The following is a 24917-nucleotide window of genomic DNA, read 5'->3' as shown; positions in this document are numbered from 1 at the left end:
TACCCGCCGTGGCTGCTACCCACCCAACGCAAAGAGGCGGCCCGGAAGGTTCCGGGCCGCCTCTTGCGGTAAGTGCTACACGAAGGATCAGATAGATTTTACACGGTCCAGCAGCCGGTCGAGCAGGCGCTTATCGGCCGTGATGATGCGGGCCGCACCTTCACTGCTGCCCCGAATCGCCAGAATCTTGTGGTAGGTAGTGGTGTAGCCGGCCGTCATATACACCCGCACGGAGGCTTGCTGCGGGCCAGCGGCTACCGGAGCCGTAGCCACTACACCGGTGAGCGTGCCGTATTCGTCGCTCGGAAAGTTATTCAGGCTGATAATGACTTTCTGGCCGGGCTGCACACTGCGGGCCGCCACCGCCGACAGCGTGACGATGGTTGGGCCCTGAGGAGCCAGCACGGCTTTGCCGCTGAGCGTAGTAGGGTAGCGGAAAAAGCTGGCCGAAGCGAGAATGGCTACGATGGCTGCCAGTAGCAGCACATTGCCCCAGCGCACCAGCCACACCGGGGGCGTATCCAGAATGAGCTTCACTTCCTGGCTCAGCACCGGCGCGCCGGGTAGGGTTTTGGTAATGGGCATAACGATAGAAGATTAAAGTGTAAGCAACAAGAAAGGCTGAACGAGCAGCTGATAAGTAAAGCGCTATTCCGAGCCTGCGAGGAATCTCGCGTGCTAAAGTTGTAATGGCATCGATTACCACTGCACGTGAGATTCCTCGGCTCCGCTACGCTGCACTCGGAATGACGTTCTTTTCGGTAGCGGTGCGGGGCACTAGTCGCCCAGCTCCAGTTGGTTTTTTACCAGGTTGAAATAGATGCCGCGCTCCTGAATGAGGGAGGTATGGTTGCCGGTTTCTACGATCTGGCCTTTTTCCAGCACAATGATCTGGTCGGCGTTGCGTACTGTGCTCAGGCGGTGGGCAATGACGACCACCGTTTTCTGGGCGAAGAAGCTGCTCAGGTTTTCGCTGATGATGCGCTCATTCTTGGCGTCGAGGGCGCTGGTGGCTTCGTCGAAAAACAGGAACTCCGGGTTTTTGTACACGGCCCGCGCAATGAGGATGCGCTGCTTCTGGCCCGTACTCAAGCCCATGCCGTTCTGCCCGATCTTGGTGTTGTAGCGCAGCGGCAGCGTGTCGATGTACTCCTGAATGTTGGCAATGTGCACCGCGTGCTTTACCCGCTCCGGGTCGATTTCCTCCTCGCCCACGGCGATGTTGTTCAGGATGGTGTCGTTGAAGATGTAGCCTTCCTGCATCACGGCCCCGCACTTGTCGCGCCAGCCGCGGTGGCTCAGGCCCGTCAGGGCGCGGCCAGCCACCGAGATGCCGCCTTTCACGGGCTCGTAAAAGCGCAGCAGGAGCTTGAGCAGCGTGGTTTTGCCGCTGCCGCTGGCTCCCACAATGGCCGTCACCTTCTGGTGCGGAATCACCAGGTTGATGTCGCGCAGGGACAGGGTGGCGCTGCTGTCGTACTTGAACGAGAGCTCCTGGATGGCAATGTCGCCGGCCGCAATGGCCTCCTGCGACTCTACCTCCGCTACGGTTTCCTCGTCGTCCTTGCTGTGAATCTCGTTGATGCGGGCAATGCTCAGGCGCGCATCCTGCCACGATTTGATAAACTCGACGACCTGCAGAATGGGCGAGTTGAGCTGACCGATGATGTAGGAAATGGACAGCATCACGCCCAGCGAAATCTGGCCGTCGAGCACGAGGCGGGCCGCCAGAAACGAGATGAGAATGTTCTTGAGCTCGTTGATGAGCGAGGCCCCGCCGGTTTGTACCTGGCTGAGCTTGAGGCTGCCCAGGTTGGTCTGAAACAGTTTCACCTGCAGCAGCTCCCACTGCCAGCGCTTTTTCTGCTCGGCGTTGTGGAGCTTGATTTCCTGCATGCCGTGAATCAACTCCAGGTTTTTCTCGTGGTTCTGGGCCAGCTGGCTGAAGCGCTTGTAGTCGAGCTTGGCACGCTTGGCCAAGAAAAACTGAATCCAGATGAAGTAGGCCGCGCTGAAGACGGCAAACACCAGGAAGATAACCGGGCTGTAGATGGCCAGCACCACGCCGAAAATCACCAGGCTCACAAAGGAGAAAATGACGTTCAGCGTACCCGAGGTCAGGAACAGCTCCACGCGCTGGTGGTCGTTGATGCGCTGCAGAATGTCGCCGGTCATCTTGATGTCAAAATACCCCAGCGGCAGCTTCATCAGCTTAATGAAAAAGTCGGAGAGCAGGTTGATGTTGATGCGGCTGCTCAGGTGCATTAGAATGTAGCCCCTGAGCACCTCGGCGCTGGTTTTGCCCAGAAAGAGCAGCAGCTGAGCTACCAGTATCAGGTGAATAAAGCCCAGGTTGTTCTGCTGAATACCCACGTCGACCAGGCTCTGGGTGAGGAAGGGAAACACGAGCTGCAGCAGGCTGCCCGCCACCAGGCCCACGATGAGCTGCAGCATCAGGGTCTTGTACTTGAGCAAGTACTTGTAGATGAACTGCATACCCTCCGACATCGTGCCGGCTTCCGACTCAATCTGCTCAAACTCGGGCGTCGTGTCCAGGGTCAGCACGATGCCTTCCTCGCCGGCTACGGCCCAGCTTTTCAGGAATTCCTCCTTGGTGTAGGTTATCAGGCCGTGGGCGGGGTCGGAGACGTAGACTTTGCCGCGCTTGATTTTGTAGACAATGACGAAGTGGCGCTGATTCCAGTAGGCAATGCACGGGAAGGGCGCTTCGGCCTGCAGATCGTCGAAGCACAGGCGCGCCCCCTGGGTCTGGAAGCCCACTTTGCCGGCCGCCTCACTGATGCCCAACAGGCTGGAGCCGGCCCGGGTGGTGTTGGAGAGCTTACGGAGATAATCGAGCGAAAGCAGCTTGCCGTAGTACTTGCTGATGATGCGCAGGCAGGTAGGCCCGCAATCCATTTCGTCGTATTGCTGATAATGGGGGAAGGTCGTAAACATAGCAATTCGCCTAAGTGATAAGGAATAATTAGACTGCCACCGGCCGGGGCTTGGCCCGGGCCAGCGCCGACTGGTAATAGCGCGACAGGAAATCGTAGAGCACCAACTCGTGCAGGCGCGGGTTGGAGGTCGTAATGCGGTTCAGCACCATGTGGATGTAGCTGCTCAGCAGACTGCCCACGCTCAGGCCCAGCTCCTGGCGGGCTTGCAGGGCCAGCAGGGCTTCGGCTACGGGCTGCACCTGCGCGGCTTTGCGGGCCAGCACTTCCAGCAGCGGATACAGCTCGTTCTGCAGGTCCTGGTCGCGGTTCAGAATCTGGTCAATTTTAGCCTTGTTGCTGCGGTACTTGAAGTCCATCTGCAGCTTGAGCGGCTTTTCCATGCTGAACTCGGTGGCAAAGGAGTTGCGCAGCTGCAGCAGCAGGGCGGCTTTTTCGCTCAGCGAATACCGGAACCCGTCGAGCAGCTCGTCCACGGCGCGCAGGCCCCAGAGCCACTTCACGTTTTCGCGCTCGTCGCCTTCGGTCAGGTCGAGCAGGCCGAGCAGGGCCACGCTGTCGTGGTAGAAGAAGGTTTCGGCCAGCTCAATGGCGTTGCTGCCGTAGCGGTCCAGCTCCCGGTTGTAGGTGTCGAGCTGCTGTTTCCAGAGGTAGCCGGCGGCCTGGAAGGGCTGCAGATACGAGTGGATAATGCGCATAGCATCCCCGATTTTGCTGATGTCGGTGAGGTGGAAGCGCAGGCGCAGGTGAAAGTCGGGGTCGGTGAAGCGGATGAAAAACCACTTGTCGATCAGGCCCAGGGCCAGCAGTTCCTCGCTCAGGGGCTTGATGGCGTTAAGCAAAATCTTATCGGCCGACTTAATACCGCAGTACAGCTTAAAGTAAATCCACTCGGAGCCGGGCGCGAAGCTGGCCGTGACCGGCGCGGGAGCCTGGGGCTGCCGGCGGCTGGCCGGCACTACGGCCTGGTACGAGGGCTCGTGCTTCACGAGCACGGCCACAAACTGGTTGACGTAAGAAGCCTGCTGCTCATCGACGACCACCGTCTGGTTGAGTAAAAACTCGCGCAGCATGAAGTTGGGCCGGTTTTTCACCGAGTCGAGCCAGATCTGCACCATCGACTCGTTGTGGAAGTCAATCAGCAGCTCGTGGTCATTATCGGCCAGCACTACCACCTGGGGCAGGTTCCACTGCTCCCGGAAGGCCTGCAGGCCAGCTTGCAGCGCTTCGCCTTCGAGGCCCAGCAGGGGCTTCACGTTTTTGTGGCCGAAGCTCCAGCGGGCCAGGTGAATAATGGTGTTGTGGCACGTCACGCGGGGCAAGAACTGGTGCTGCGACTGCAGCGTGCCCCAGTTGAAATGCAGCGACTGGCGCTTGCCCTGCAGCTGCAGGTCGCACAGAAACTGGTACACCGGCAACGAGTTGTTGCTGTAGTTGTGGGCCGTGCTCAGGCGCGGAATGATTTCCTTGTTCAGGCGCTTGGAGCGCAGCACCACGCGGCCGGCCTTCACCGAAATAGTGAGGTCCTGCACGTCCAGCTGAAACTCCTGGGGCAGCGACGACTTGGCCAGGTAGGGAATTTCGTAGGCCCGGAAGGCCGGGTGCAGCAGCACGTTGCCTATGCGGCTTTCGGGCAGGTGCACCACTTCGGCATACACCACCTCGGGGTTTTGCTCCTGCTCGGCGCGGGTAATGTCGCACACCAGCTCGTTGATGGCGGGGTTGGCGTGGGCGAAGCGGCCCAGCAGATTGGCCGCGCTGGAGCCGCCGATGCTTTCCATGTACAGCGTGTCGGTGGTCGAGTCCAGCAGCCGGAACATTACCGACAGAGAAGGGGGAAGGTCGGTCCAGTTTTCGGTGAAGTTGCCCAGCTCGGCCTCGGAAATATCCACGTTGAGCGCCTTTTGCTCGTAGGCTTTCTGCAGCTTGTCATTGAGGAATACTTCGAGCTTGCCCCAGCCAAACTTCTGCTCCGGCTCTTTGCCGCCCACGTGAATGTTGCCCACTAGGGGCGAAATGCTGCTACCCGTGTTTTCGAGGTAGCCCAGGCCAGTTTCGGTGTCCATTACCTCCAGTAGCGGCATTTCCTTGTCTTCGTAGCGGGCCCGAAATCGTTTGATAAACGACTGAATTCGCTCGTTTTCCTTGCGCACCGTGAGCTTGTTCATAATGCCCAGCGCTTGCTTGATGCGGCTCTGGAAGCCCACGTTCAGGCCGCCTTGCACGGTGGTGCCCAGGTCGGTCTGGAAGAGCTTGCCTTCCTCGTAGGCCACGCCCAGCTCGTCGAGTAGGCCCATGAGCCGGCGGTAGTCGGCGGCTTGGTTCTGCGGGTTCTGGTCGAAGCTCAGCAGCAGATTATCCACCGTGCGCAGCGTGTGAATAATGGCGGTCAGTTCGGGGTTTTCCACCTGGTTGAGGCGCTCCAGGGTTTCGAGAATCTGGTAGATAAACTCCGGGCCCGTAATGGCGGGCTCCAGCTCGTTCACCAGCAGCTGCGAGGCTACCACGGCCTCAATAAACTCGCGGGCCTCCTCCTCAGTAATTTCCTCACTCACGAGCCGGCCTATCATCTGGTCGATGGTAATGCCGGCCGTGGCGGCCTGCAGCACGTCGCGCAGGTATTCGGAAGCCATTACCGAGCTAATCTGATGCTGGCGGCCACTGCGGCCGTACATATATTCGACGTAGCGCAGCTCGTCGCCGATGGAGTAGATGCTGGTATTGGGGAAGAACAGCAGGTTTTGCTTGACGCTGGGCAGGGTAGCCAGCTTCTGGGCCAGGGCGCAGAGGTAGAGCATATCCAGGCGGGTGTGGCGCTGCAGCCGGCGGGTATCGAGGCGCACGGCGCTGGGCTGGTCGGTCCAGGCGGTGAGGCCGCAGCCCGAAAACAGGCCGAATGGTGTGCAGCGCGTGCTCATGCGGCGGAAATACTTGCTCACCGATTTGGCCAGCTTTTCCACCTCCTTGCGGCTACCGCGCTGGCCCTGCCGGTGTTTCAGGCACTCATCGTAAAGCACCGGCGAGGCTAGGTACAGGGCTTCCAGAAACGAGTCGTCTTGCAGTAGTTCATCCAGCTCCACGGTGCCGAGTCGGTCGGTAAAGGGCAGGCGTGGCGTTCTTACAATCAGGCGGTTATCAAATAAATAGGCAGCACTCATAAAAACGGATTTAGAATGACAGAGTATGATTTTAAGGCAGGAAGCGGCCGAATGGGCGAGTGGCGAGGCTAATGCGGATGCGTTACCCGGCAGCTACTGCTCACCCGCTCAAAAGCGGGGGCAGAACACCCCTATTCTTATTCTTCTTACCAAAAATACCCCGGTCCTTTCCCGTCCTGAAAAAAAATACACGAACCCGGTCATTGCCTATACCAACCCGAATTTCGGGGTCAATAGGCCTGATTTTGCCGGCAAAATGACCCAGCCGCTGGCCGCTGGCTCAGGGCATGCCGGTTGCTTTGAGCTGGCCAACTGGTACGCCGGAAAGCCACCGGGCCGGCTTCCCCAAGGAGAAGCCGGCCCGGTGGCGGCATTGCTGAGTGCCGCAAGAGGAGTTACGACAGCGAAAAGAACCGGTCCCAGTCGGAAGGCTGGCCGTGCACGTAGTCGGCCAGCACCAGGCCCACGCCGCTGGCCCCGTCGAGCAGGCCAAACTTGTTGGAGTACTTATTATTGCCCTCGAACTTTTTGAAGCCGCCCAGCCCATCGGCGTGGTTGGTCAGCTCCAGGGTTTGGCGCAGCCAGTGCAGATGGTTTTCCTCGAAGGCCTCGATGCCCGTGGCCTGGTGCCATTTTTTGTACATATGCGCCAGCCCGGCGCTGCCGTGGCACATGCCGCCGTCGTTGATGATGGCCGTTTCGCAGCTGTTGCGGGCCGTGGTGCGCAGGGCCAGTGCCGTAGCCTCGGCCACTAGGTCGGCATCGTGCAGGGTTTGGCCGGCAGCCAGCAAACCGAGCGAAATCATCGTGTCGCCGTAGCACCAGCCATTGGGCACGCTATAGGCCGCCTCATCGGGTGTGCCGGAGCCGGCGAGCTGCACAATTGCCGGGAAAATGGACAGCGTAGCCGCATTGGCCGACTGATACCCAAGCAGGCGCTGGGCAATGAGGCGGATGGTAGCTGCTACCGCGGCCGGATTGGGGGCCAGGGTGTGGTATTTGGTCAGAAAAATCAGGCTTGACACCTGGCCGTGCGCCATGCCGCAGTTGAAAACCTCGGCCGTACTCGTAGCCGGGTCGACCATGTGCGCTACGTGCTCGTGAATGGCGGCGCCAATGGTAAGCAGCTGGGGCAGCACGGCCGGGCTGGTGCGGTAACGGTTCAGGAAGTAGGTAGCCACGCCCAGCGAGCCGTGCAGGTAGTCGAGGTCGGCCTGCGCCATGAGCCGGGTAAATACTTTGAACAGAGCCTCGTCGCACTGGCTCAGGAAATCGTCCATTTCGTCGCCAATAAACTCCTTTTCCACCAGATAGCTCAACATAGTGGCTACGCCCGTCAGACCGTCGCAGTACGTGAAGGAGGTAATGCCCTGGTTGAGCTGGTCGAGAATATGGTCCAGAATTACTTCCGCCTTTTCCCGGTACGTTTCGTCCTGGTAGGTGTGGTAGAGGCTATAGTAGAAGATGGGCAGCGCGCCGTTACCACACATTACCGACAGGGACGGCTTGGCCGTGTACGTGGCAAAAATATCTTGCTCGATCTGCAGCAGCTTGGTGCTGATTACTTCTTGCGTAGGCATAAAACAAAATCGATTAGCAGCGAAAAGCTAGTATGAGAAAAGGGGCAATTGCCCGTTAAGTCGAAAGGAAAAGACAGGACGTCAGGAAGATGAAAAATAGGGCGACCTGTCTATAAAAACTGTTACACAGGTCCCTTTTAAGTAGAGCCCTGTGTAAACAGTATTGCGACGATTGCCGTCCGGATAGCTAAATAAAATAGGTAATAAAGCAGGTAATAATAAAGGCTAAAATAAGGCAAATAATAGGCAACGAAAGCAGCTAATGATATAATGTAACTCAATGATAACAGAGGCAATAAGTAGGAGAGTAGCCTCGGTGCCTGCCCCCGGTGGGAGTGCCACAAGGGGCAGGCGAGGGGCTCCATCTTCAGCCTTTCGCTACGCTACTAAAGCTTCGCTGGCGACGCATTGACATAGCTCGTTGCGTGTAGGGCCAATCTGGTCGGCGTAGGCGGGGAACTTCGTGAAGTAGCGAAAGGCTGGAGATGATAAGCTAGCGGTTCAGAAACCTAGGCCTGCTCTTCGGGAGCAATACCAGTCAGCGTGGTGCACAGGCTGCAGGTGAAGTTGGCGTGGGTGCTCGTGTCGGTAGCGGCCGGAGCCTCTTTGCCACCTACTACCTGGTCCAGATCAGCTGACGACAGGTTAGCTACTTTTTCTTTGTTGAAGGCGAGTTTAGAATCTTGCTTTTTCATAATAGTGGTAAATAAGAAATGAAGAAAAATGAAATAAAAAGTGAGTAAGAATACGTGCTACAGTAGGGGCAATTAAGCCTGCTCTTCGGGGGCAATGCCGGTCAGCGTGGTGCACAGGCTGCAAGTGAAATTAGCGTGCGTGCTGCCATCCGTAGGGTGAGTAGCGGCTTCTTTGCCACCTACTACTTGGTCGAGGTCGGCCGACGACAGGTTAGCTACTTTTTCTTTGTTGAAGGCGAGTTTAGAATCTTGCTTTTTCATGATAATAGAATTGATAGAGTGAAAAGAATGAGAAATTAGAATTAAGAGAAATTACGCCTGCTCTTCGGGAGCAATACCAGTTAGCGTGGTGCACAGGCTGCAGGTAAAGTTGGCGTGGGTGCTGCCGTCGGTGGGGTGGGTAGCGGCTTCTTTGCCACCTACTACCTGGTCCAGATCAGCTGACGACAGGTTAGCTACTTTTTCTTTGTTAAAGGCGAGTTTAGAATCTTGCTTTTTCATGATAGTGGTAAATAAGAAATGAAGAAAGATGAAATAAAAAGTGAGTAAGAATACGTGCTACAGTAGGGGCAATTAAGCCTGCTCTTCTGGGGCAATGCCGGTCAGCGTGGTGCACAGGCTGCAGGTAAAGTTGGCGTGCGTGCTCGTGTCGGTAGCGGCCGGAGCCTCTTTGCCACCTACCACTTGGCCCAGGTCGGCCGACGACAGGTTAGCTACTTTTTCCTTGTTGAAGGTGAGCTTGTTGGAATCTTGCTTTTTCATGATAATGGGTTAAATAAAGGATGAAAGTGAATGAAGAAAAGTGAGTAAAAAAAGGTTAAGGTTTGTCTTTGATTTCGACGTGAACGTCAGTGCACAAGCCGCAGGTAAAATCGTGGTAAGTGCTGATTCTTTCGCCGTCTTGCTGGCCACCTATTATCTGGCCCAGTTCCGCGGCCGATAGGTTGGCTATTTTCTCTTTGCTGAAGGCGAGCTTGTTCGAATTTTGCTTTTTCATAACGGTGGCTTATTGATTGGCAATAAGTTATATGAGGAGCCGGGGGCTATACTTGCTCCTGCGGTGCAATGCTGGTATCGGGCCCGATGGTAGTACACATTTCGCAGGTGAAAAGCCACCGGGTACTGGCGTCGCCCACAGTAGGAGCTTCTTTGCCGCCTACCACCTGGTCGAGGTCGGCCGCCGATAGATTGGCGATTTTTTCCTTGCTGAAATTAAGCTTACGGGAATCGTGCTTTTTCATAATAGTGGTAGTAGTGTGTTGATTATAATTGAGCTATATGAATTTCTATTCGGGCTGTACCAGCGCCTGCCCATCGTTGTGGGTTACTCCCGTGCAGAGTTGGCAGGTGAAATCGTGGCGGCTGCTGTTGCAGTCGGCCTGAGCCGCGCCACCCACAATCTGGGCAAGTTCCGGGGCGGAGAGGTGGGCTATTTTCTCTTTGCTGAAGAGCAATTTGCTGTTGCTGAAGGAGGCTTGCTTTTTCATAGTGGATATCGGTAGTAGAGATAGGCAGGATAAAGTGGGGCAGGGAAGGCCGGCTAGCGAGTCTCGTACTGAATCAGCTGGGTGTTGCCGCCTAAGGTGGTGCACATGTTGCAGGTGCCTACGCCGTTGGTGCTGTACTCGTGGGCATCCACCTGGAAGCCGCCGATGATGTGTTCCATGTCGCTGGCCGAGAGGCAGGCAATACGCTCTTTGTTGAGGAGTAACTTGCTGTTATTGAGGGAAGCGTGCTTTTTCATGAGGTATAGTGGTTATAGCTAAGACAAGAGAATAAGGAGATAAACAAGCGGTTTTGGTGGGCTGAGAGTTGGGACTAGTTTGCTTCCATACGCCGCTGCTCACTTTCGGTCCCTATTTTGCGGGCCTTGCTGGCCTTCACATTCTTGTTGCCAAACCGGTAGCTGAAGTTGAGCCGGACAAACCGGCTTTCGGCTTTGCTTTCGTTGGTCGAGTTCACCCCAAAGGAGCTGATGGTGTAGCGGCTGGTTTGGGTGTTAAGTAGGTCGGTCACGTTCAGCGTCAGGGTGCCGGCACCTTGCAATACACTCTTCGACATGCCCAGGCTGCCGGCATAGCGGGCGGCGAAGTCGTAGGCCCCGAATTTCATGGGAGAGTAGTAGTAGGCTGAGAGTTCCAGCTTGAGGCCCTTGGCCACCTGGAAGGAGTTGTTGGAGCTGGCGTAGAGCGAAGGAGTGGCCGAGTTCAGACTTGCATCGGTCGTCGAGTTGACTTTGGCGTAGCTCAGGCCGCCGGTGTTGGTACTGCTCCACTTGTTGTGCAGTAGCTGCTTGGAGTGGGCCACGTTGATGTCAATCGACTCGGCGCTATTGGAGTTTTCGAAGGTGCTTACTACTGCGGTGGCGTCTCGTTTGCGGAACACCTGCGTCAGTACGTCCTGGTGGTGCGAGTAGCTGATGGAGGTCGAGAGCTGGTTATTGTAAGTGTGCGAGAAGGAGAAGTTGTGGGAAGTCGAAGGCCGCACGTTGGGGTTGCCCTGATAGTATAAATACTGGCTGACGTAGGTTACGAAGGGGTTTACCAGGTCGAAGCGGAATCGGTCGATGCGGCGCTGGTAGCTAAAGCTGAGCTGCTGCTTGTCCGACTGGTCGTAGTTGACCGTCACGCTGGGGAAGAAGTTCAGGTAGTTGCGCCTGGTAGTTTGCCCCGTGGTCAGGGAAGTGCCTTCCGTGTTGGTTTGCTCGGTGCGCAGCCCGGCCTGCAAGCCTACTTTCTGGATTTTTTTGTTGTAGGTGATATACGCCGCGTTGATATTCTCGCGGTAGATGAAGTGGTTGGTCTTGCCCGCGTCCGTTTGCCAGGCCCCGTCGGTCAGCTCCTGCCAGCGAATGTCGTTGTCGGTGGTAGTGAAGGTCGATTTGGCCCCCATTTCCAGCGTTGCCTTTTCCAGGGGCCGGGTGTAGTCCACGGCCAGGGATTTGACGTCGTTGCTGGCCGGCGAGTTGTTGCGCAGATACCACGGGTCGGCGTAGTCGGTGCCGTCGGCATTCTGATAAAAGGTGCTGATATCGTCGTGCCAGGCTTTCTGGTAGCGGAAGTAGTCGGCGCTGAGGCGCAATTCCGTACCCGGCTTGCCCGCCGTCGATTTGTAGTAGAGGTTCACCGTGGGGCTAATGAAGCGGGAGTCGCCGGTGGTGCGCACGTTGGAGAGCAGGTCGTTGGTGCCGGTGCCGGCCAATACTGAGCCTGTACCCCCGGCCCGGTTGCGGAAGCTCATGATACCCTTCACCAGGATGCCGGCTGAGCTGGTTTTGTTAATGTCGTAGTCTAGGCCGAGCTTGGCGGTGTTGCTGTGGCGCTCGGCCACTTCGTTGCCGTTTTCGGCCAGCGCTGCCTCCGGACTTACGGCGCGCTGCGTTTCCGAGCGGCTATAGTTCTTCAGGCGCAGGTAGTCGTAGCTGCCGTAGAGGTTGAATTTCTCCTGCCGGTGGTTCAGGCTAAGGCCGCTGCTGTAGCGGGCGTAGCGCCCCGTGCCGAGGCCGCTGGTCAGGGTGCCGTTGGTACCAAACGACTTGCTTTTGGTGGTCACAATGTTGATAAGAGCGCCACCGTGGGCGTCGTACTTGGCTGAAGGGTTGGTGATTACCTCTACCTTGTCGAGCGTGTTGCTGGGCATGGCAGCCAGCATGTCTTTCAGGTCCGAGCCGCTCATGTTGGTGTATTTGCCATCAATGAGCACTGCTACCTGCTTGCCCCGCACCGAGTAGCTGCCGTTCGACTCAACTACGCCTGGGGCGCGGCCCAGCACTTCGGCAGCGGTGCCGCCAGTGGCTATCGGGCTTTCGGCTACGTTTAGTACCACTTTGTCGGCGCGCATCTCGATGAAGGGCTTCACGGCGGTTACCGTCACGGCCTTCAGCAGCTTGCGGTCGGGGGCCAGCAGCACGTTCAGCTGCGGGGCGGCACCGGCCTCTACCGTAATGGCTTCCTGCACAAAGCTGCGGTAGCCGATGAAGGTGCCCAGCAGCGAGTAGCTGCCGGCCTGCAGGCCCTCGAAGCGGAAGCTGCCTTTTTCATCACTCATCGTGCTGAGCACGAATTGTGGATCGGAAGCTTTTTTCAGTACAATCGTAGCGTAAGGCAGCACTTGTTTGGTGAGGCTGTCGGCTACGGCTCCGGTCAGAATACCGTTGGTGCTTTGAGCCTGGGCGGAGTGAAATCCGGTGCAGGCGGCAACCATAAGGAAAGTGGCAGGAACTATACTTTTCATAGCGGTAGGCGGTAAGGATTGATACAAACTTAGGCGGCTCAGCGGCTGGTTGATAATTTATTACACCAACCGGCTCTTTGTAAGGACAAACCCAAAATCAGGTTTTTAACGGTCAGGAGGGCGTTTTGTGGCTCGTTTGCCGTGCTATTCCCGACCTGATGATACAAACATAGAGCGCCGGTCCGGGCCGGTGAAATCAATTACACCAACAGGACTTTCCAAAGGACCAATCCGGTGATTCGGGCTATAGTCGGGCCTAGTTCCAGCTACCTAGCCCATTGCACCCGGTAATGATGCACCGCTAAGAGGCGCGCTAAAGTGCCGCGCACTGGCCAGAATGAGCTTGGCAGGCCGCAAATGTTTGCGCAACTTGTTGCTGCGCAAATCCAGGCTCTGGTGGCCTACCTGGCTGCGGCATCTTTTCAACTCCTCGTTCTGCCGCCTCTCCCTATAGCTATGTTGAAACAACTCTACCATTTTCACCCCAACCTGATTCTGCGCACGCCCGCCGGCCCTTTCGACAGCGCCTTCGATACTGATGCATTGCGCCTCCGCCTCCGCGACGCTGCCTTTATGGAGGCGCTCTACCTGGCCTCTCCCGACCTGTGTCAGGAGTGCCAGAAGTGGCAGAGCGGCGAACTGACCGACCCCAAGAAGGTGGAAAAGCTGCTGGGTACCGTGGCCCGCTACTATGCCCGCATGACCAGCCGCTGCACGCCTTTCGGCCTGTTTGCGGGCTGCTCGGTGGTGAGCTGGGGCGAGGAGAGCCGCATTACGCTGACCCCGGAAAACAACACCCGCCACACCCGCCTCGATATGCACTACCTGTGCACACTGGCCTATCAGCTCTCGGAGCTGGAAGCCGTAAAGCAGCGGATTCTGTATTTCCCTAATACCAGTATTTACCAGATCGGGGAGGAAATCCGCTACATCGAGCACCGTTTCGTGCAGGAAGAGCGGGTGCACCAGATAAGCTCGGCCGCTGTGTCGGAGTATCTGCAGCGAGTTGTAGAGGCCAGCCGGCCGGGTATCACGCGCACAGCCCTGGCTTGCCTGCTGGCCGCCGATGAAACCGAAATGGAAGCCGCTCTGGGCTATATTGATGAGCTGATTGGGGCGCAGGTGCTGGTCAGTGAGCTGGAGCCCACCGTTACCGGCCCCGAGTTTTACGTGCATATACAGGCCGTATTGGCCCGGTTGCACGCCGCCGCGCCCAATGCTGGCATTCAGGCCCTACAGCACCGGCTGCAGCAGGTGGCCGACCAGCTCGCCGTGCTGGACCGCAACCCGGTAAATTCTGCCGAGGCCTACGAGCAGATTGTGGCCACGCTACAGCCGCTGGGCATCCCGATTCAGAAAAACAAGCTATTCCAGACCGATTCTATCCGGGGCCTGGAGGCCGGCGCTACCCTGGGCACGCCGGTGCAGGAGCAGCTCCTGCAAGCCCTCGAAGTACTGACGCACCTAACCCCGGCGGCCAAAAACGAGCGGCTGGAGGACTTTAAAGACCGATTTCAGGCCCGTTACGAAAGCCAGGCTGTACCGCTGCTCGAAGCCCTCGACAACGAAAGTGGCCTGCGCTACTCCGATTTTGGCAAAAGCACCTATTCACCCCTGGTTCACGACCTGGCCCTGGCCGGGCAAAGCAACAAGGGCCGCGCCCTGCGCCAAAACGAGGTACAGCAGTTCATGTATCAGAAGCTGCGCGAGGCCGACCGCAACCGGCAGTACAGCGTCAGCATTACCAAAGAGGAAGTGCAGGGCTTTGCGCCGGCCACCAATCCGCTGCCGCCCTCATTGCCTGTCGTGTTCCGGCTGCTGGATGAGGGTCAGGTGCTGCTCGAAACGGTGGGCGGCTCCAGCGCCGTGAATATTCTGGGCCGCTTTGCCCACGCCGACGCCCACATTGAGCAGGTAGTGCGGGAGGTGGCCCGGTACGAGCAGGAGCAGAACCCGGCCGTGTGCTTCGCCGAAATCTGCCATCTGCCCGTAAGCCGCATCGGCAATATTCTGCTGCGGCCCTCATTCCGCGACTTCGAAATTCCTTATCTGGCGCAGTCGGGGCTGCCAGCTGCGGGCCAGGTCCGGCTCCAGGACCTGACGTTGTCGATGGAAGGGCGGCAGCTGGTTATCCGCTCCCGGCACACCAATCAGATTATTGTGCCCCGGCTTGGTACGGCCCACAATTTTGCCCACCAGGCCTTGCCAGTCTACGAGTTTCTCTGCGACCTGCAAACCCAGGGCCTGCAGCCTCAGCTGGGTTTCTCGTGGAGTTCGGTGTCGCTCTACGCCAAGTTTCTGCCCCGCCTCACGTTTCAGCAGGTTATCCTGCAGCCCGCGTCCTGGCAGCTCGACCGTACTGATCTGCGGGAGCTGCTGGCGGCTCCGGCGGCGGAAGTAGGTGCCCGGCTGCAGGAGCTGCGCAGCCGCTGGCAGCTGCCACGCTTTTTCACCCTGGCCGACGGCGACAATGAGCTGCTCGTTGATGCCGATAATGCAACCAGCGTGGGCGTATGGCTGGCGGCTATTCGCGCCCGGCCTTCTGTTAAGCTCAAGGAGTTCTTGTTTGCCAATGAAACCAGCCCGGTGCGCAATGCCGCCGGCCAGCCTTATGCCCACCAGCTAGTAGCCCTGCTTGTGCGCGATGCACCCTGCTATACAGCTTTGGGCAAGACGTACGTGGGCCGTCAGGCCGAGCTGACGCGTGAGTTTTCCCTGGGCTCCGAGTGGCTCTACTATAAGTTCTATTGCGGCCAGAAAGTGGCCGACCGGGTGCTGGTAGAAGTTATCCGGCCCCTCACGGAAGAGTTGCTGGCCCTGGGCCTGATCGACAAGTGGTTTTTCATTCGCTACGCCGACCCCGACAACCACATCCGGTTGCGCCTGCACCTGCCCGATACCCAGCGTATCGGCGACATTGTGCACTTGGTGAACAGCTACGTGCAGCCCTACGTGAGCAACGGCTACCTCTGGAAAACCCAGATTGATACCTACCGCCGCGAGCTGGAACGCTACGGCACGCCTACCATGGAGCTGTCGGAAACCTGGTTTTACGAGAATAGCCGCGCCGTGCTGGCCAAGCTGGCCGAAACCGCCGGCGACGACAGCGCCACGCCCTGGATCTGGGGCCTGTGCCAGATAGACGAGCTGCTGGACGCCTTTGCATGCCCGCTCGCGGAAAAGCTGACGCTGCTGCATACGCTCAAGGAAAGCTTTGGCCGCGAGTTTGGTATGAACAAAAGCCTGAAGCTGCAGCTCGACGCCAAATACCGCAGCTTCCGGCCGGCCCTGCAACAGGCCCTGCAAACCTGGGAGCTAACGGGCAAGCCCAGCCCGGAAGTACGAAGCCTGGCCCGCCAGATAAACGACCTGGGCCAGCTAGGGCTGCTCGATGTAGAGCGGCACAGTCTGCTGGGTAGCTATATTCACATGCTGCTCAACCGGCTCATTCCGGTCGATGCGCGCCTGCACGAAATGGTGCTCTACGATTTTCTGCACCGGCAGTACCAGTCGCAGCAGGCTATACAAAAAGTAGCGCCCTAGGGCGCTACTTTTTACCTCCCATTACCTTTTCCTGCAGCGCCTCGAAAAAGGCGTTGCGGTAAGTTTCGCCCAATGGCACGTAGGCTTTCATGTCCTTAAACAGAATCTGGTTGCCATCCAGGGCCTTGATTTTGTTCAGCGACACGATGTAGGACTTGTGCACGCGCATGAAATTCTTGGGCGGCAGGCGGTCCTCCATGTCCTTTATGTTCAGGAGCGTTACAATCCGGTCTTCGGCCGTATTGATGGAAATATAGTTCTTCATGCCTTCCACGAACACAATTTCGTCGAAGTTAACCTTGGTCATTTTGCCCTTGCTTTCCGTCTTGACGAAGATGTAGTCGTCTTCCTTTTCGGCGGGCTGCCAGCGGGCCGAGGTTTCCATGGACGTGTTCAGCGCCTTTTGGGCGGCTTTCAGAAACCGCTCGAAGGCAATGGGCTTGAGCAGGTAGTCGAGGGCCTCGAGCTCGAAGCCTTCTACGGCAAACTCGCTGTAGGCCGTCGTCAGGATAACCTTGCTCTTGCCCTTGTGCAGGCGCATGAAGTCGAGGCCGGAGAGCTGGGGCATGTGAATATCCAGAAAGATCAGGTCGATGGCCTGATTCTGCACGATGCTCAGCGCTTCAATGGGGTTGGTAGTACTACCCGCAAGGGTCAGGAAGGGCGTTTTGTCGATAAACGTCTTCAGAATGTCAATAGCACCTTGTTCGTCATCTACTATCAGGCAGGAAATCATCTAGTTAGAGGTCAATGGTGAGTTGGCAGGTATAGTACTCCGGGTCGTTGGTAACGGCTAGGGTATAGCGGTTCGGGTAAACAAGGTCTAATCTTTTCTTAGTATTTACAAGTCCGATTCCGGTGGTCTTTTCCTTGGGTCCGTTACGCTTCTTGTTATAAGTCAAAAAGAAGAGGCGGTTGTTTTCCGTCTTAACCTGAATCAGGAGTGGATGTTCCGGATCGGCCAGCTCCCCGTGCTTAAAGCAGTTTTCGACGAAGGTGATGAGCACCAGCGGCAAAATCATGAGAAACTGTAGGCTGCCCACTACCTCAAACCGAATTTGAAGTCGGTTGCTGAAGCGCAGCTGATTGATGTCGATATAATTCTGCAGGTGCTGTACTTCTTTTTCCAGCATCACTTTACCGTTGTCGTCATCGTCTTTTAGCGCGTAGCGCATAATGTCGGATAGCAGCAGAATGCCCTTGGCCGTATCCTCGGAGTGGGGGTAGGCTTGGGCGTAGAGAAAGTTGAGGGCATTGAAGAGAAAGTGCGGATTGATCTGGCTTTTCAGAAAAGCCAGGTCGGCCTCCATCAGGCTTCGCTCAGCAGTCCGCAGCTGCTGCTCGTGCAGGCGCTTCTGCTTTTCCAGTCGAATGGCGTTCAGCGAAAACCAGTAGCCGAAGCTGAGCAGTACAAAGTAAACCCCGCGGTAGATGGCAATGCCCCAAAAGAGCCGCACGGAGGTGTAGGTGTAGAGGATGTTCGTGGTGAGGTGCGGCAGGATATGAACGGTGACGACGTAGCGCATCAGGCCAAAAATGACCAGCACCACCATAAGGCTCAGGCCATATTCGATGTAGCGGCGCTTCGCAAAAAGCTTGGGCAGCAATAGCAGGCTATTGACATAGAAAAGACCGGCAAAAAGCATAAACTGCAAGCCGGTCTCCCAATAATTATACTGTATCCGATTGACAATAGTCAGGAACAGCCCTTCATATGATATGTAGCAGAGCCAGATGATGAAATGGATAAGAATCGGTTTCAGCGAGGTAGTGCGAAGCGCCATAAGGAAGCCAGAAGTCGGAGGGCCGCCTCGGCGGCCGGGAAGAGAGTTGGAGAGGAAAGTAGCCCGGGCAAATATGCAGCTGCTTAGAGGTCCTCAAAAATTCCGGGTTGGTGTAGAGGAAAGGCGGGTTGGTGTAATTTTTTATGGGCGCTGTAACCGTAACCCTACGTTTGTTTCATCCAAAGCAAACAACAGCAGATTCTTCATACACACAGCTTTACTCGCCAGAATACTATGAAAAACATCGACGCCACCGCCAAATTCGCTTTCAAGAAAACGACCGTTACCGTCTTCAATAAAGCTGCGGCTTCTGCTGTGCAACATGCCGATGATACGTCGGTGGCCTCAACCATCTACTGCCAGTGGACTTCGATTTGGACTTCCTCAGTAGCAGACACCCAGCGTGGGTAAATCTACGCTTCCGCTTGCAAATCACACGATTTTCTGTTCCATCCCCACCCTTTCCTGCAAAACGTTATGAAAACCGCTGACACCACCGCCAAATTCGCTTTCAAAAAAACGACCGTTACCGTCTTCAACAAAGCCGCAACGGAGCAAGTGAAGTATACCGACCCCGGTGAACTGCCCGCCTCGACCCTGAACTGCCAGTGGACTTCTATTTGGTCGTCGTCCGTCATCGGCACCCTGGATACGCTGATGGGCTAAGGCTACGCAGCTGCTGGAAAAACGATTACCCGCTTCAAACTCCCAACCTTCTCTTCTGCAAACGCTATGAAAAACATCGATACCACCGCCAAATTCGCTTTCAAGAAAACAACGGTTACCGTCTTCAATAAAGCCGCGGCTGAGCAAGTAAAGTATACCGACCCCGCCGGTGAAATGCCCGCCTCGACCCTTAATTGTCAGTGGACTTCGGTGTGGTCGTCTTCCATCATGGATGTCGTTTTTGGCTAAAATCTCAGCTTTCCCTTGCGAAGCACCACATTTTCTGGCAGAGCCCGACGGCTGAAAACCGCCGGCTTTGTCAGAAAATCCGCTTGACCACCACCGCCCGCTGCGCGCTGCAGCTTGGATAAGCACTGCTAATTCATAATAATTATCTCCGGAGACAAAGTAGTATGGCAGGGCTTGACTTTTACTCTCCTTTCTTGAAAAGTAAAATGGTAAAGCCTTATTTATCATCTGCCTATAAGGATAAAGACAGCCTGATTGCAGGCTGGCGCGATATCCACGTTATCATCACCAACAAAAGCGGCGAGACAAGCTCCGTCACCGATTTGTTGGGCTATGCTCTCTATTATTATACTGTTTACAAAGCATTCGGGCAGGAGCAGGACGCCAGTCGGGCCAAAGAGCTGCTGGAGCAGCTGCTTCAGCAGTTGGCCCACTATTCGGTGGGTAGCTGGTCGTCGGCCCAACTCGATGAAGTAGTGACCCTGGCTTGGCTATACGCTGAATTTGTAGAGCAGGGCATTGCTAAAAAAGAGCATAATGCCCTGTTGGTCGAGCTGGACCACCGCCTGCTGGCTCAAGCCGGCCTGCTGCTGCAACACGAGGCCAGCAGCGTTCCTGACTTTCTGCGCATTGTCCGGTATTTCTGCCTGCGCCACCCCGGGCAGCCGCTTGCCACGAATCTGTTGACAAAGGCGCTGGCACAGAAAACGGCAGGATTCTGGCCGTCTTTGGTAGCTAGCTCACCCGACCTCGACGGCGCAGAGTCTGTAACCCGCCTTGGCCTGGCCGATGGTTTGGCCGGCGAGTTGCTGCTGCTCATTCGGCTAGCCGAAACCGGCGCCGCGCCCCAACTGGACGACATTCGGGAGCAAGTCCACCAGGGTATTGTTTATATCCTGTCGGCCAAGCGGGAAGTCGACTTTTCGGAGCGGAAGTACGCCATCTTCCCCGATTACATTGCCAATGACCAGGACGAGGCCACTTTTAGCAACGAGCTAAGCTGGCGCCACGGCGACCTGGGGCAGGCGTTGCTGCTCTACACTAGCCACAAGCTGCTGCAGGATCCCGAATTGCTACGGCTGGCCGAGCTGGTGGGCCTTAACACGCTGCTGCGCACCGACGTGCGGTCGACGGCCGTAACCAACTCCCGCTTCAGCTCCGGAGCGGCCGGCGTAGCCCATTTATACCGCACGCTTTACCAACTCAGCGGCCACGACGCCTACCGCAAAGGCTACGCGTTCTGGCTGACCCAAACCCGCAACTGGCTGACGACGGAGTTGAACACGGACTTCTACCGCCACCACGAAGGCGACTTGCTCCACGGGCTGGTTGGGGTGGGTCTGGTGCTGCTTTCCGCCATCAGTGAGCAGGAACTGCCCTGGGACCGGGCGCTGCTGTAAGCCCAGCCAACGGATGCTCTAAAACGCCACTGGGCGCAGCCTCCTGACCCTATGGTTCGGAATGCTGCGCCCAGTGGCTTTGGGTAGAGCTGGCAGTAGGCTACAAAAACTCGCGCAGCTCGCTCAGACAGCTTATTTCGTAGGTAATGCTGGCAAAGTGCCGCCGCTTGTCGGGGTTGAAATACACCTGGTCGATACCGGCGTTGTAGGCGCCCAGCACGTCGCACTCCAGGTTGTCGCCAATCATGAGGCTTTCGGCGGCGGTGGCCCCGGTGCGCTCCAGCGCGTGGCTGAACATGCGCGCGTCGGGCTTGAGGTAGCCGCTGCACTCGGAAGTAATAACCTCCTGGAAGTAGTCGGTAAGGTTGGACGAGGTCAGCTTGATGTGCTGAATATCCTTGAAGCCGTTGGTAATCAGGTGCAGCGTGTATTTCTCCTGCAAGTAGTCGAGCACCTCGTGGGTGAAGGGAAACACGGCCGACTTGCGGGGCAGCAAGTCAGTAAACTGCTGGGAGATATTGAACGGCACGTCTTCCTCGCTCAAACCCAGGCGGGTGAGGGTGCGCACAAACCGCACGCTGCGGAGCTGCTGCTGCGAAATCTGGTTGTTCTGGTACATGCGCCACAGCGCGTGGTTCACGTCGCGGTAGCGGTTAATAAACTCCTCGACGGTGAACAGGCCGAAGCGGCCCAGCGCGTGCTGGTCGAACAGGGTGCGCAGGGTTTCGTCGGCATTCTTCTCAAAGTCCCAGAGCGTGTGGTCGAGGTCGAAGAAGAGGTGGCGGTACGGCTTGGCAGGCGGAAAGTGGGGCACAGAGAAAAAGGTTAATCCAGCAATAGTCGTTTAATAACCCGGCCTTCGAGCAGATGTTCCCGCACGATTTCGGGCGCGTCCTTGGGCTTCACGTCGCCGTATAGCGTGCCCTCGGGGTAGACGATAAGCGCCGCGCCGGGGCCTTTCTTGCAGTGCTTGCACACGTCGAGGCAGTTGCAGGTCTGTACGCGGGTTTTGCGCTTCGTGCCGCCCAGCAGCAGGCTTTTCAGGCCCTGCTTCTTGATTTCAATCTTCAGGGCGCGGGCCACGTCCTTGCCGATTTCGTCCTTCTGATTGTTGCAGACAAACAAGTGATACGCCAGATTCATACGGTAACGGCTAGGGGGCAAAGCCACCGGACGCGGCCTACTCAGGCCATGCCGGTCCAGCGGCGGTTTTGGAGCTTGTACGCGGCCAGCTCCCGGTTCGACCACAGCGTCTGGTAAATCTGCTGGTCGCGCACGAGCTGGGCGTCTTTCTCCATGAAGGCCAACAGCTGTTGCACCAGGTCGGCGGCTTCATCCTTGAGAAAGTAAAACGCCCAGTTGTCGAGTCGCCGGAAATTCACCAGCCCCGCGTTTTTCAGATATAATAACTGGCGCGAGGTTTTGGTTTGGGTGAAGTCGAGCACCTGTTCCAGGTCGGAAATGCACATTTCCTGGTTGCGCCAGAGCAAATGCAGGATGCGCACCCGCGACTCGTCGCCGAAAGCCTTGAATAGTTGCTGACCAAATGCAACGTTGAAGTGTTTAAGGCGCATCTTTTGTCGGAATGGCGAAGGGAGCCGCGGGGCCGGGGCGGGAACAAATTTACACCTTGCCGGGCTTACACCCTCAAAGAGCCGTATTATTGTAGTCTGTAATTTCCTCTATGTCTGTTCGTGTTCGAAATTCTTCCTGGTGGCTGGCGCTAGTGCTGGTCGTTGTCGTGCTCGTCGGGTTTAGCCCTTCGCTGGTGCGCGCCCAGGGCCAGCGCCGCGTGGTGCAGTTCACCGGTATCATTGCCACCGGCGACTCGCTGCTGGGCGTGCCCGGGGCCACCGTGTTTGTGCCCAAAGCCGGCCGCGGCACCGCTACCAACGCCTACGGCTACTTTTCGCTGCCCGTGCTTACCGGCGACAGTATCGTGATTCGCTCCCTGGGCTACCGAAACCAGACGGTCGTGATTCCCGGCGACTACCAGCGGCAGAGCTACTCGGTGATTGTGCAGCTCAAGGAAGACGCCACCATTCTGCCCGAAGTCCGCATCTTCCCCTACGCCACCGAAAAGGAGTTTAAGCGTGCTTTCCTGGCGTTGAAGCTGCCCAAGGAGCGTGGCTCGAGCGTGGCCGACAACCTCAACGAGCAGATTCTGCGCCGCATCTTCAACAACGCGCCGGTAACCAGCATGGGCAACTACCGCCAAACGATGCAAAACCAGCAGTACAGCCAAGACCGGCGCATGGGCACCGCGCCCACGCCCCAAACCAACAACCCGCTGTTAAACCCCTTCAGCTGGCTGCAGCTCATCAACCAGATCAAGCAGGGCGAATTCAAGAAGAAGGAAGGCACCGATTATTAACGACGAAGCACACTGTCACAGAAAGCCCGCCGAAATGCGGGCTTTCTGTCTTTTAACCAGTTAGGCCAAGCGTATAAACAAGCAGAACGGTAACCAGAAAGCCGGTTTTCGGGTAAAGGCCTATGATGCCGCGGCCGCTATATAAAAGCGGTTACCTTGGCTCGTTCCTTTCAGCAAACTTCTATGGATACCAATCTTCCGGTTTCTACTCAGCCCCGCGTGGTTATCGTGGGGTGCGGCTTCGGGGGCCTGCGCCTGGCCAAGGCCCTGCGCGACGCACCGGTGCAGGTGGTCGTCGTCGACCGCAACAACTACCACAACTTTCAGCCTCTGCTCTACCAGGTAGCCACCGGCGCGCTGGAGGCCGACAGCATTGCCTACCCGATCCGCAAGATTTTCGCGGGCCAGAAGAATTTCTTCTTCCGTATGGCCGACGTACAGCGCATCAATACGGCCGGCAACACGCTACACACCAGTGTGGGCGACATTCGCTACGACTATCTGGTGCTATCTACTGGCTCGCTCACCAACTTCTTCGGCATCGAAAGCCTGGAGAAGAATGCCATGCAGATCAAGAGCATTCCGAATGCGCTGAACCTGCGCAGCTTCATTTTCCAGAACTTCGAGAAGGCCCTGCTCACCGAAAATCCCGAGGAAAAGCAGGCCCTGATGAACATCGTAGTAGTAGGTGGCGGCCCCACAGGTGTCGAAATCAGCGGCTCCTTGGCCGAAATGCGCAAGCACGTACTGCCCAAGGACTACCCCGAGCTGGATCTGAGCAAGATGCAGATCATCCTGGTGGAAGCTGGGGCCGAGCTGCTGGGGCCGATGTCGGTGAAGTCGCAGCAGGATGCTATGCGCTACATGAACGAGCTGGGCGTGCAGGTGCGGCTCAATACCCACATCAAAGGCTACGAGAACTGCCGGGCCTACTACTCCGAAACCGAGTTTATTCCGACCGAAAACCTGATCTGGGCCGCTGGCGTGAATGGGGCGGAAGTGCCCGGCCTGCCGCCCGAAATCGTGGCCCGCAACAAGCGCATCACCGTGAACCAGTGGAACCAGGTGCAGGGCTTGACCAACGTGTTTGCCATCGGCGACGTGGCCAACATGGTAACCGACGAGATGCCGCGCGGCCTGCCCATGCTGGCACCCGTGGCCCAGCAGCAGGCCGAGCACCTGGCCGACAACCTGCAGCGCCTGCTTAAAGGGCAGGAACCGGTGAATTTTGTGTACAAGAACAAGGGCGTAATGGCCATTGTGAGCCGCAATAAGGCCGTGGTGGACTTGCCGAAGGACGTGCATTTCAGCGGCTTCTTCGGCTGGCTCACCTGGCTCTTCGTGCACCTGATGACGCTCGTCGGCTTCCGCAACAAAGTGGTGGCCTTCGTCGACTGGGCCTTCAGCTACTTCAGCTCCGACCAAGCCCTGCGCCTCATCATCCGCCCTTTCAGCCGCCGCGACGTGAAAGACGACCAGGGCAAGAAAAAAGCTGAGCACAACACCGGCACCCCGCAATACAATCCCACCCCGCCCGCCATCCAGACCCCGGCGGCATAAAGGTGAAATGGTGAGTTTGTGAAGTTGTGTCATTGCGAGGTACGAAGCAATCCGTCCTCTGAAATGTACTAAACATCCTTAAGTGAAAAGCCCTTTTCCGTTGCTAACGGGAAAGGGCTTTCTGGTAAAAGGGCGAGGCGTACTGCGCAGCGGACGGATGGCTTCGGCTTACACCTCGCAATGACACAATTTCACAACTTCACCTACAGCGCGTACTCGGCCAGGGCGCGGCAGATGTCGTGGATGCTGCGGTCGTCGCGGAAGGGCTTGCTGATGGGCTCGGTCTGGCCCCGGACCCATATTTTGAGCTCGGCGTCGAGGTCGAAGTGGCCGGTGGTTTCCATCGAAAACCGCTCGATGCTGCGGTAGGGCACGCTCAGGATTTCCCGCTTTTTGCCCGTTACGCCCTGCTTGTCTACCAGAATCAGGCGCTTGTTGGTGAAGATGATCTGGTCACGGATGATGGCGTAGGCCTTTTCCACCCGTTCGCCGGTGGCTAGTAGCTGCGTGAGCTCCTGCTGGAGTTCCTGCGCGTCGTTTTCGGAAGCATTGCCCAGCAGGCCGTCGAGAAGTCCCATGATAAATATGGATTGGTGTCGGCCTCAATATACAGGATTCGGCTCCGCTTGGGGTTGTGACGATTCGCATTGTGACGAAATAAACCGTCACAATGCGAATCGTCACAATCGGCTTCGTGTGAAAAATGGGAGGGCTCTGC

At 57.1% G+C, this 24917-nt stretch carries 26 protein-coding genes; 7 read left to right on the top strand and 19 right to left on the bottom strand.

The features are described 5' to 3' along the window. Positions 1 to 87: 87 nt before the first annotated feature. From LGH74_RS17785 to LGH74_RS17725, 13 genes are all read right to left on the bottom strand, one after another. Positions 88 to 585, bottom strand: a complete 498-nt coding sequence (locus LGH74_RS17785) for a hypothetical protein (RefSeq protein WP_226177691.1) — start codon at positions 583 to 585, stop codon at positions 88 to 90. A 192-nt stretch (positions 586 to 777) separates the two neighbouring features. Next, positions 778 to 2958, bottom strand: a complete 2181-nt coding sequence (locus LGH74_RS17780) for a peptidase domain-containing ABC transporter (RefSeq protein ID WP_226177690.1) — start codon at positions 2956 to 2958, stop codon at positions 778 to 780. 28 nt (positions 2959 to 2986) lie between these two features. After that, the gene (locus LGH74_RS17775) at positions 2987 to 6115 is read right to left on the bottom strand and encodes a lantibiotic dehydratase (protein WP_226177689.1); all 3129 of its coding nucleotides are present in this window, start codon (positions 6113 to 6115) and stop codon (positions 2987 to 2989) included. A 395-nt stretch (positions 6116 to 6510) separates the two neighbouring features. After that, the gene (locus LGH74_RS17770) at positions 6511 to 7695 is read right to left on the bottom strand and encodes a lanthionine synthetase C family protein (RefSeq protein WP_226177688.1); all 1185 of its coding nucleotides are present in this window, start codon (positions 7693 to 7695) and stop codon (positions 6511 to 6513) included. A gap of 509 nt (positions 7696 to 8204) precedes the next feature. Next, on the bottom strand, positions 8205 to 8390 hold the full coding sequence (locus LGH74_RS17765; RefSeq protein ID WP_226177687.1) for a class I lanthipeptide: 186 nt from the start codon (positions 8388 to 8390) through the stop codon (positions 8205 to 8207). Positions 8391 to 8462: 72 nt separating this feature from the next. After that, positions 8463 to 8651 carry a class I lanthipeptide gene (locus tag LGH74_RS17760; RefSeq protein WP_226177686.1) on the bottom strand — a complete coding sequence of 63 codons (189 nt, stop codon included), beginning with the start codon at positions 8649 to 8651 and terminating at the stop codon, positions 8463 to 8465. Between the two features lie 51 nt (positions 8652 to 8702). Beyond that, positions 8703 to 8891, bottom strand: a complete 189-nt coding sequence (locus LGH74_RS17755; RefSeq protein ID WP_226177686.1) for a class I lanthipeptide — start codon at positions 8889 to 8891, stop codon at positions 8703 to 8705. Between the two features lie 72 nt (positions 8892 to 8963). After that, positions 8964 to 9152, bottom strand: coding sequence for a class I lanthipeptide (locus LGH74_RS17750; protein ID WP_226177685.1), 189 nt, complete (start codon positions 9150 to 9152; stop codon positions 8964 to 8966). 55 nt (positions 9153 to 9207) lie between these two features. Then, on the bottom strand, positions 9208 to 9387 hold the full coding sequence (locus LGH74_RS17745) for a class I lanthipeptide (protein WP_226177683.1): 180 nt from the start codon (positions 9385 to 9387) through the stop codon (positions 9208 to 9210). Between the two features lie 46 nt (positions 9388 to 9433). After that, the gene (locus tag LGH74_RS17740) at positions 9434 to 9631 is read right to left on the bottom strand and encodes a class I lanthipeptide (RefSeq protein ID WP_226177681.1); all 198 of its coding nucleotides are present in this window, start codon (positions 9629 to 9631) and stop codon (positions 9434 to 9436) included. A gap of 45 nt (positions 9632 to 9676) precedes the next feature. After that, positions 9677 to 9877, bottom strand: a complete 201-nt coding sequence (locus tag LGH74_RS17735) for a class I lanthipeptide (RefSeq protein WP_226177679.1) — start codon at positions 9875 to 9877, stop codon at positions 9677 to 9679. A gap of 53 nt (positions 9878 to 9930) precedes the next feature. Next, complete coding sequence (locus LGH74_RS17730; protein ID WP_226177677.1) at positions 9931 to 10134, bottom strand: class I lanthipeptide; 204 nt, start codon at positions 10132 to 10134, stop codon at positions 9931 to 9933. Positions 10135 to 10208: 74 nt separating this feature from the next. Then, on the bottom strand, positions 10209 to 12623 hold the full coding sequence (locus LGH74_RS17725; RefSeq protein ID WP_226177676.1) for a TonB-dependent receptor: 2415 nt from the start codon (positions 12621 to 12623) through the stop codon (positions 10209 to 10211). Between the two features lie 456 nt (positions 12624 to 13079). Between LGH74_RS17725 and LGH74_RS17720 the strand changes: the two genes are divergently transcribed. Continuing rightward, on the top strand, positions 13080 to 16166 hold the full coding sequence (locus tag LGH74_RS17720; protein WP_226177674.1) for a lantibiotic dehydratase: 3087 nt from the start codon (positions 13080 to 13082) through the stop codon (positions 16164 to 16166). 4 nt (positions 16167 to 16170) lie between these two features. On the opposite strand, the gene LGH74_RS17715 is transcribed toward LGH74_RS17720, so the two are convergent. Beyond that, positions 16171 to 16902 (bottom strand): LytR/AlgR family response regulator transcription factor, encoded by a 732-nt coding sequence (locus LGH74_RS17715; protein WP_226177672.1) that lies wholly within the window; start codon positions 16900 to 16902, stop codon positions 16171 to 16173. A gap of 4 nt (positions 16903 to 16906) precedes the next feature. Further along, positions 16907 to 17950: a sensor histidine kinase gene (locus LGH74_RS17710; protein ID WP_226177670.1), complete on the bottom strand. Its 1044-nt coding sequence runs from the start codon at positions 17948 to 17950 to the stop codon at positions 16907 to 16909. A gap of 234 nt (positions 17951 to 18184) precedes the next feature. Between LGH74_RS17710 and LGH74_RS17705 the strand changes: the two genes are divergently transcribed. From LGH74_RS17705 to LGH74_RS17690, 4 genes are all read left to right on the top strand, one after another. Then, positions 18185 to 18361 (top strand): hypothetical protein, encoded by a 177-nt coding sequence (locus tag LGH74_RS17705; RefSeq protein WP_226177668.1) that lies wholly within the window; start codon positions 18185 to 18187, stop codon positions 18359 to 18361. 66 nt (positions 18362 to 18427) lie between these two features. After that, on the top strand, positions 18428 to 18616 hold the full coding sequence (locus LGH74_RS17700) for a hypothetical protein (RefSeq protein ID WP_226177667.1): 189 nt from the start codon (positions 18428 to 18430) through the stop codon (positions 18614 to 18616). Between the two features lie 66 nt (positions 18617 to 18682). Then, the gene (locus LGH74_RS17695) at positions 18683 to 18865 is read left to right on the top strand and encodes a hypothetical protein (protein WP_226177666.1); all 183 of its coding nucleotides are present in this window, start codon (positions 18683 to 18685) and stop codon (positions 18863 to 18865) included. 206 nt (positions 18866 to 19071) lie between these two features. Then, positions 19072 to 20265, top strand: coding sequence for a lanthionine synthetase LanC family protein (locus LGH74_RS17690; protein WP_226177665.1), 1194 nt, complete (start codon positions 19072 to 19074; stop codon positions 20263 to 20265). Positions 20266 to 20365: 100 nt separating this feature from the next. On the opposite strand, the gene LGH74_RS17685 is transcribed toward LGH74_RS17690, so the two are convergent. Genes LGH74_RS17685 through LGH74_RS17675 form a run of 3 tightly spaced genes read right to left on the bottom strand, consistent with a single transcriptional unit; the run spans position 20366 to position 21839 of the window. Next, positions 20366 to 21079, bottom strand: coding sequence for a YjjG family noncanonical pyrimidine nucleotidase (locus LGH74_RS17685; protein WP_226177664.1), 714 nt, complete (start codon positions 21077 to 21079; stop codon positions 20366 to 20368). Between the two features lie 11 nt (positions 21080 to 21090). After that, positions 21091 to 21408 (bottom strand): (2Fe-2S) ferredoxin domain-containing protein, encoded by a 318-nt coding sequence (locus tag LGH74_RS17680; protein WP_226177663.1) that lies wholly within the window; start codon positions 21406 to 21408, stop codon positions 21091 to 21093. Positions 21409 to 21449: 41 nt separating this feature from the next. Continuing rightward, positions 21450 to 21839: an ArsR/SmtB family transcription factor gene (locus tag LGH74_RS17675; RefSeq protein ID WP_226177662.1), complete on the bottom strand. Its 390-nt coding sequence runs from the start codon at positions 21837 to 21839 to the stop codon at positions 21450 to 21452. A 110-nt stretch (positions 21840 to 21949) separates the two neighbouring features. Here LGH74_RS17675 and LGH74_RS17670 point away from each other — a divergent pair, with 110 nt between their 5' ends. Beyond that, positions 21950 to 22639, top strand: a complete 690-nt coding sequence (locus LGH74_RS17670; RefSeq protein WP_226177661.1) for a carboxypeptidase-like regulatory domain-containing protein — start codon at positions 21950 to 21952, stop codon at positions 22637 to 22639. Positions 22640 to 22822: 183 nt separating this feature from the next. Continuing rightward, positions 22823 to 24199, top strand: coding sequence for an NAD(P)/FAD-dependent oxidoreductase (locus LGH74_RS17665; RefSeq protein ID WP_226177659.1), 1377 nt, complete (start codon positions 22823 to 22825; stop codon positions 24197 to 24199). A gap of 203 nt (positions 24200 to 24402) precedes the next feature. On the opposite strand, the gene LGH74_RS17660 is transcribed toward LGH74_RS17665, so the two are convergent. After that, positions 24403 to 24777 carry a PH domain-containing protein gene (locus tag LGH74_RS17660; RefSeq protein ID WP_226177657.1) on the bottom strand — a complete coding sequence of 125 codons (375 nt, stop codon included), beginning with the start codon at positions 24775 to 24777 and terminating at the stop codon, positions 24403 to 24405. Positions 24778 to 24917: the final 140 nt, after the last annotated feature.

It is taken from the genome of Hymenobacter lucidus (assembly GCF_020447265.1).
Taxonomy (GTDB): domain Bacteria; phylum Bacteroidota; class Bacteroidia; order Cytophagales; family Hymenobacteraceae; genus Hymenobacter; species Hymenobacter lucidus.
This window is presented reverse-complemented; position numbering and strand designations above follow the sequence as displayed.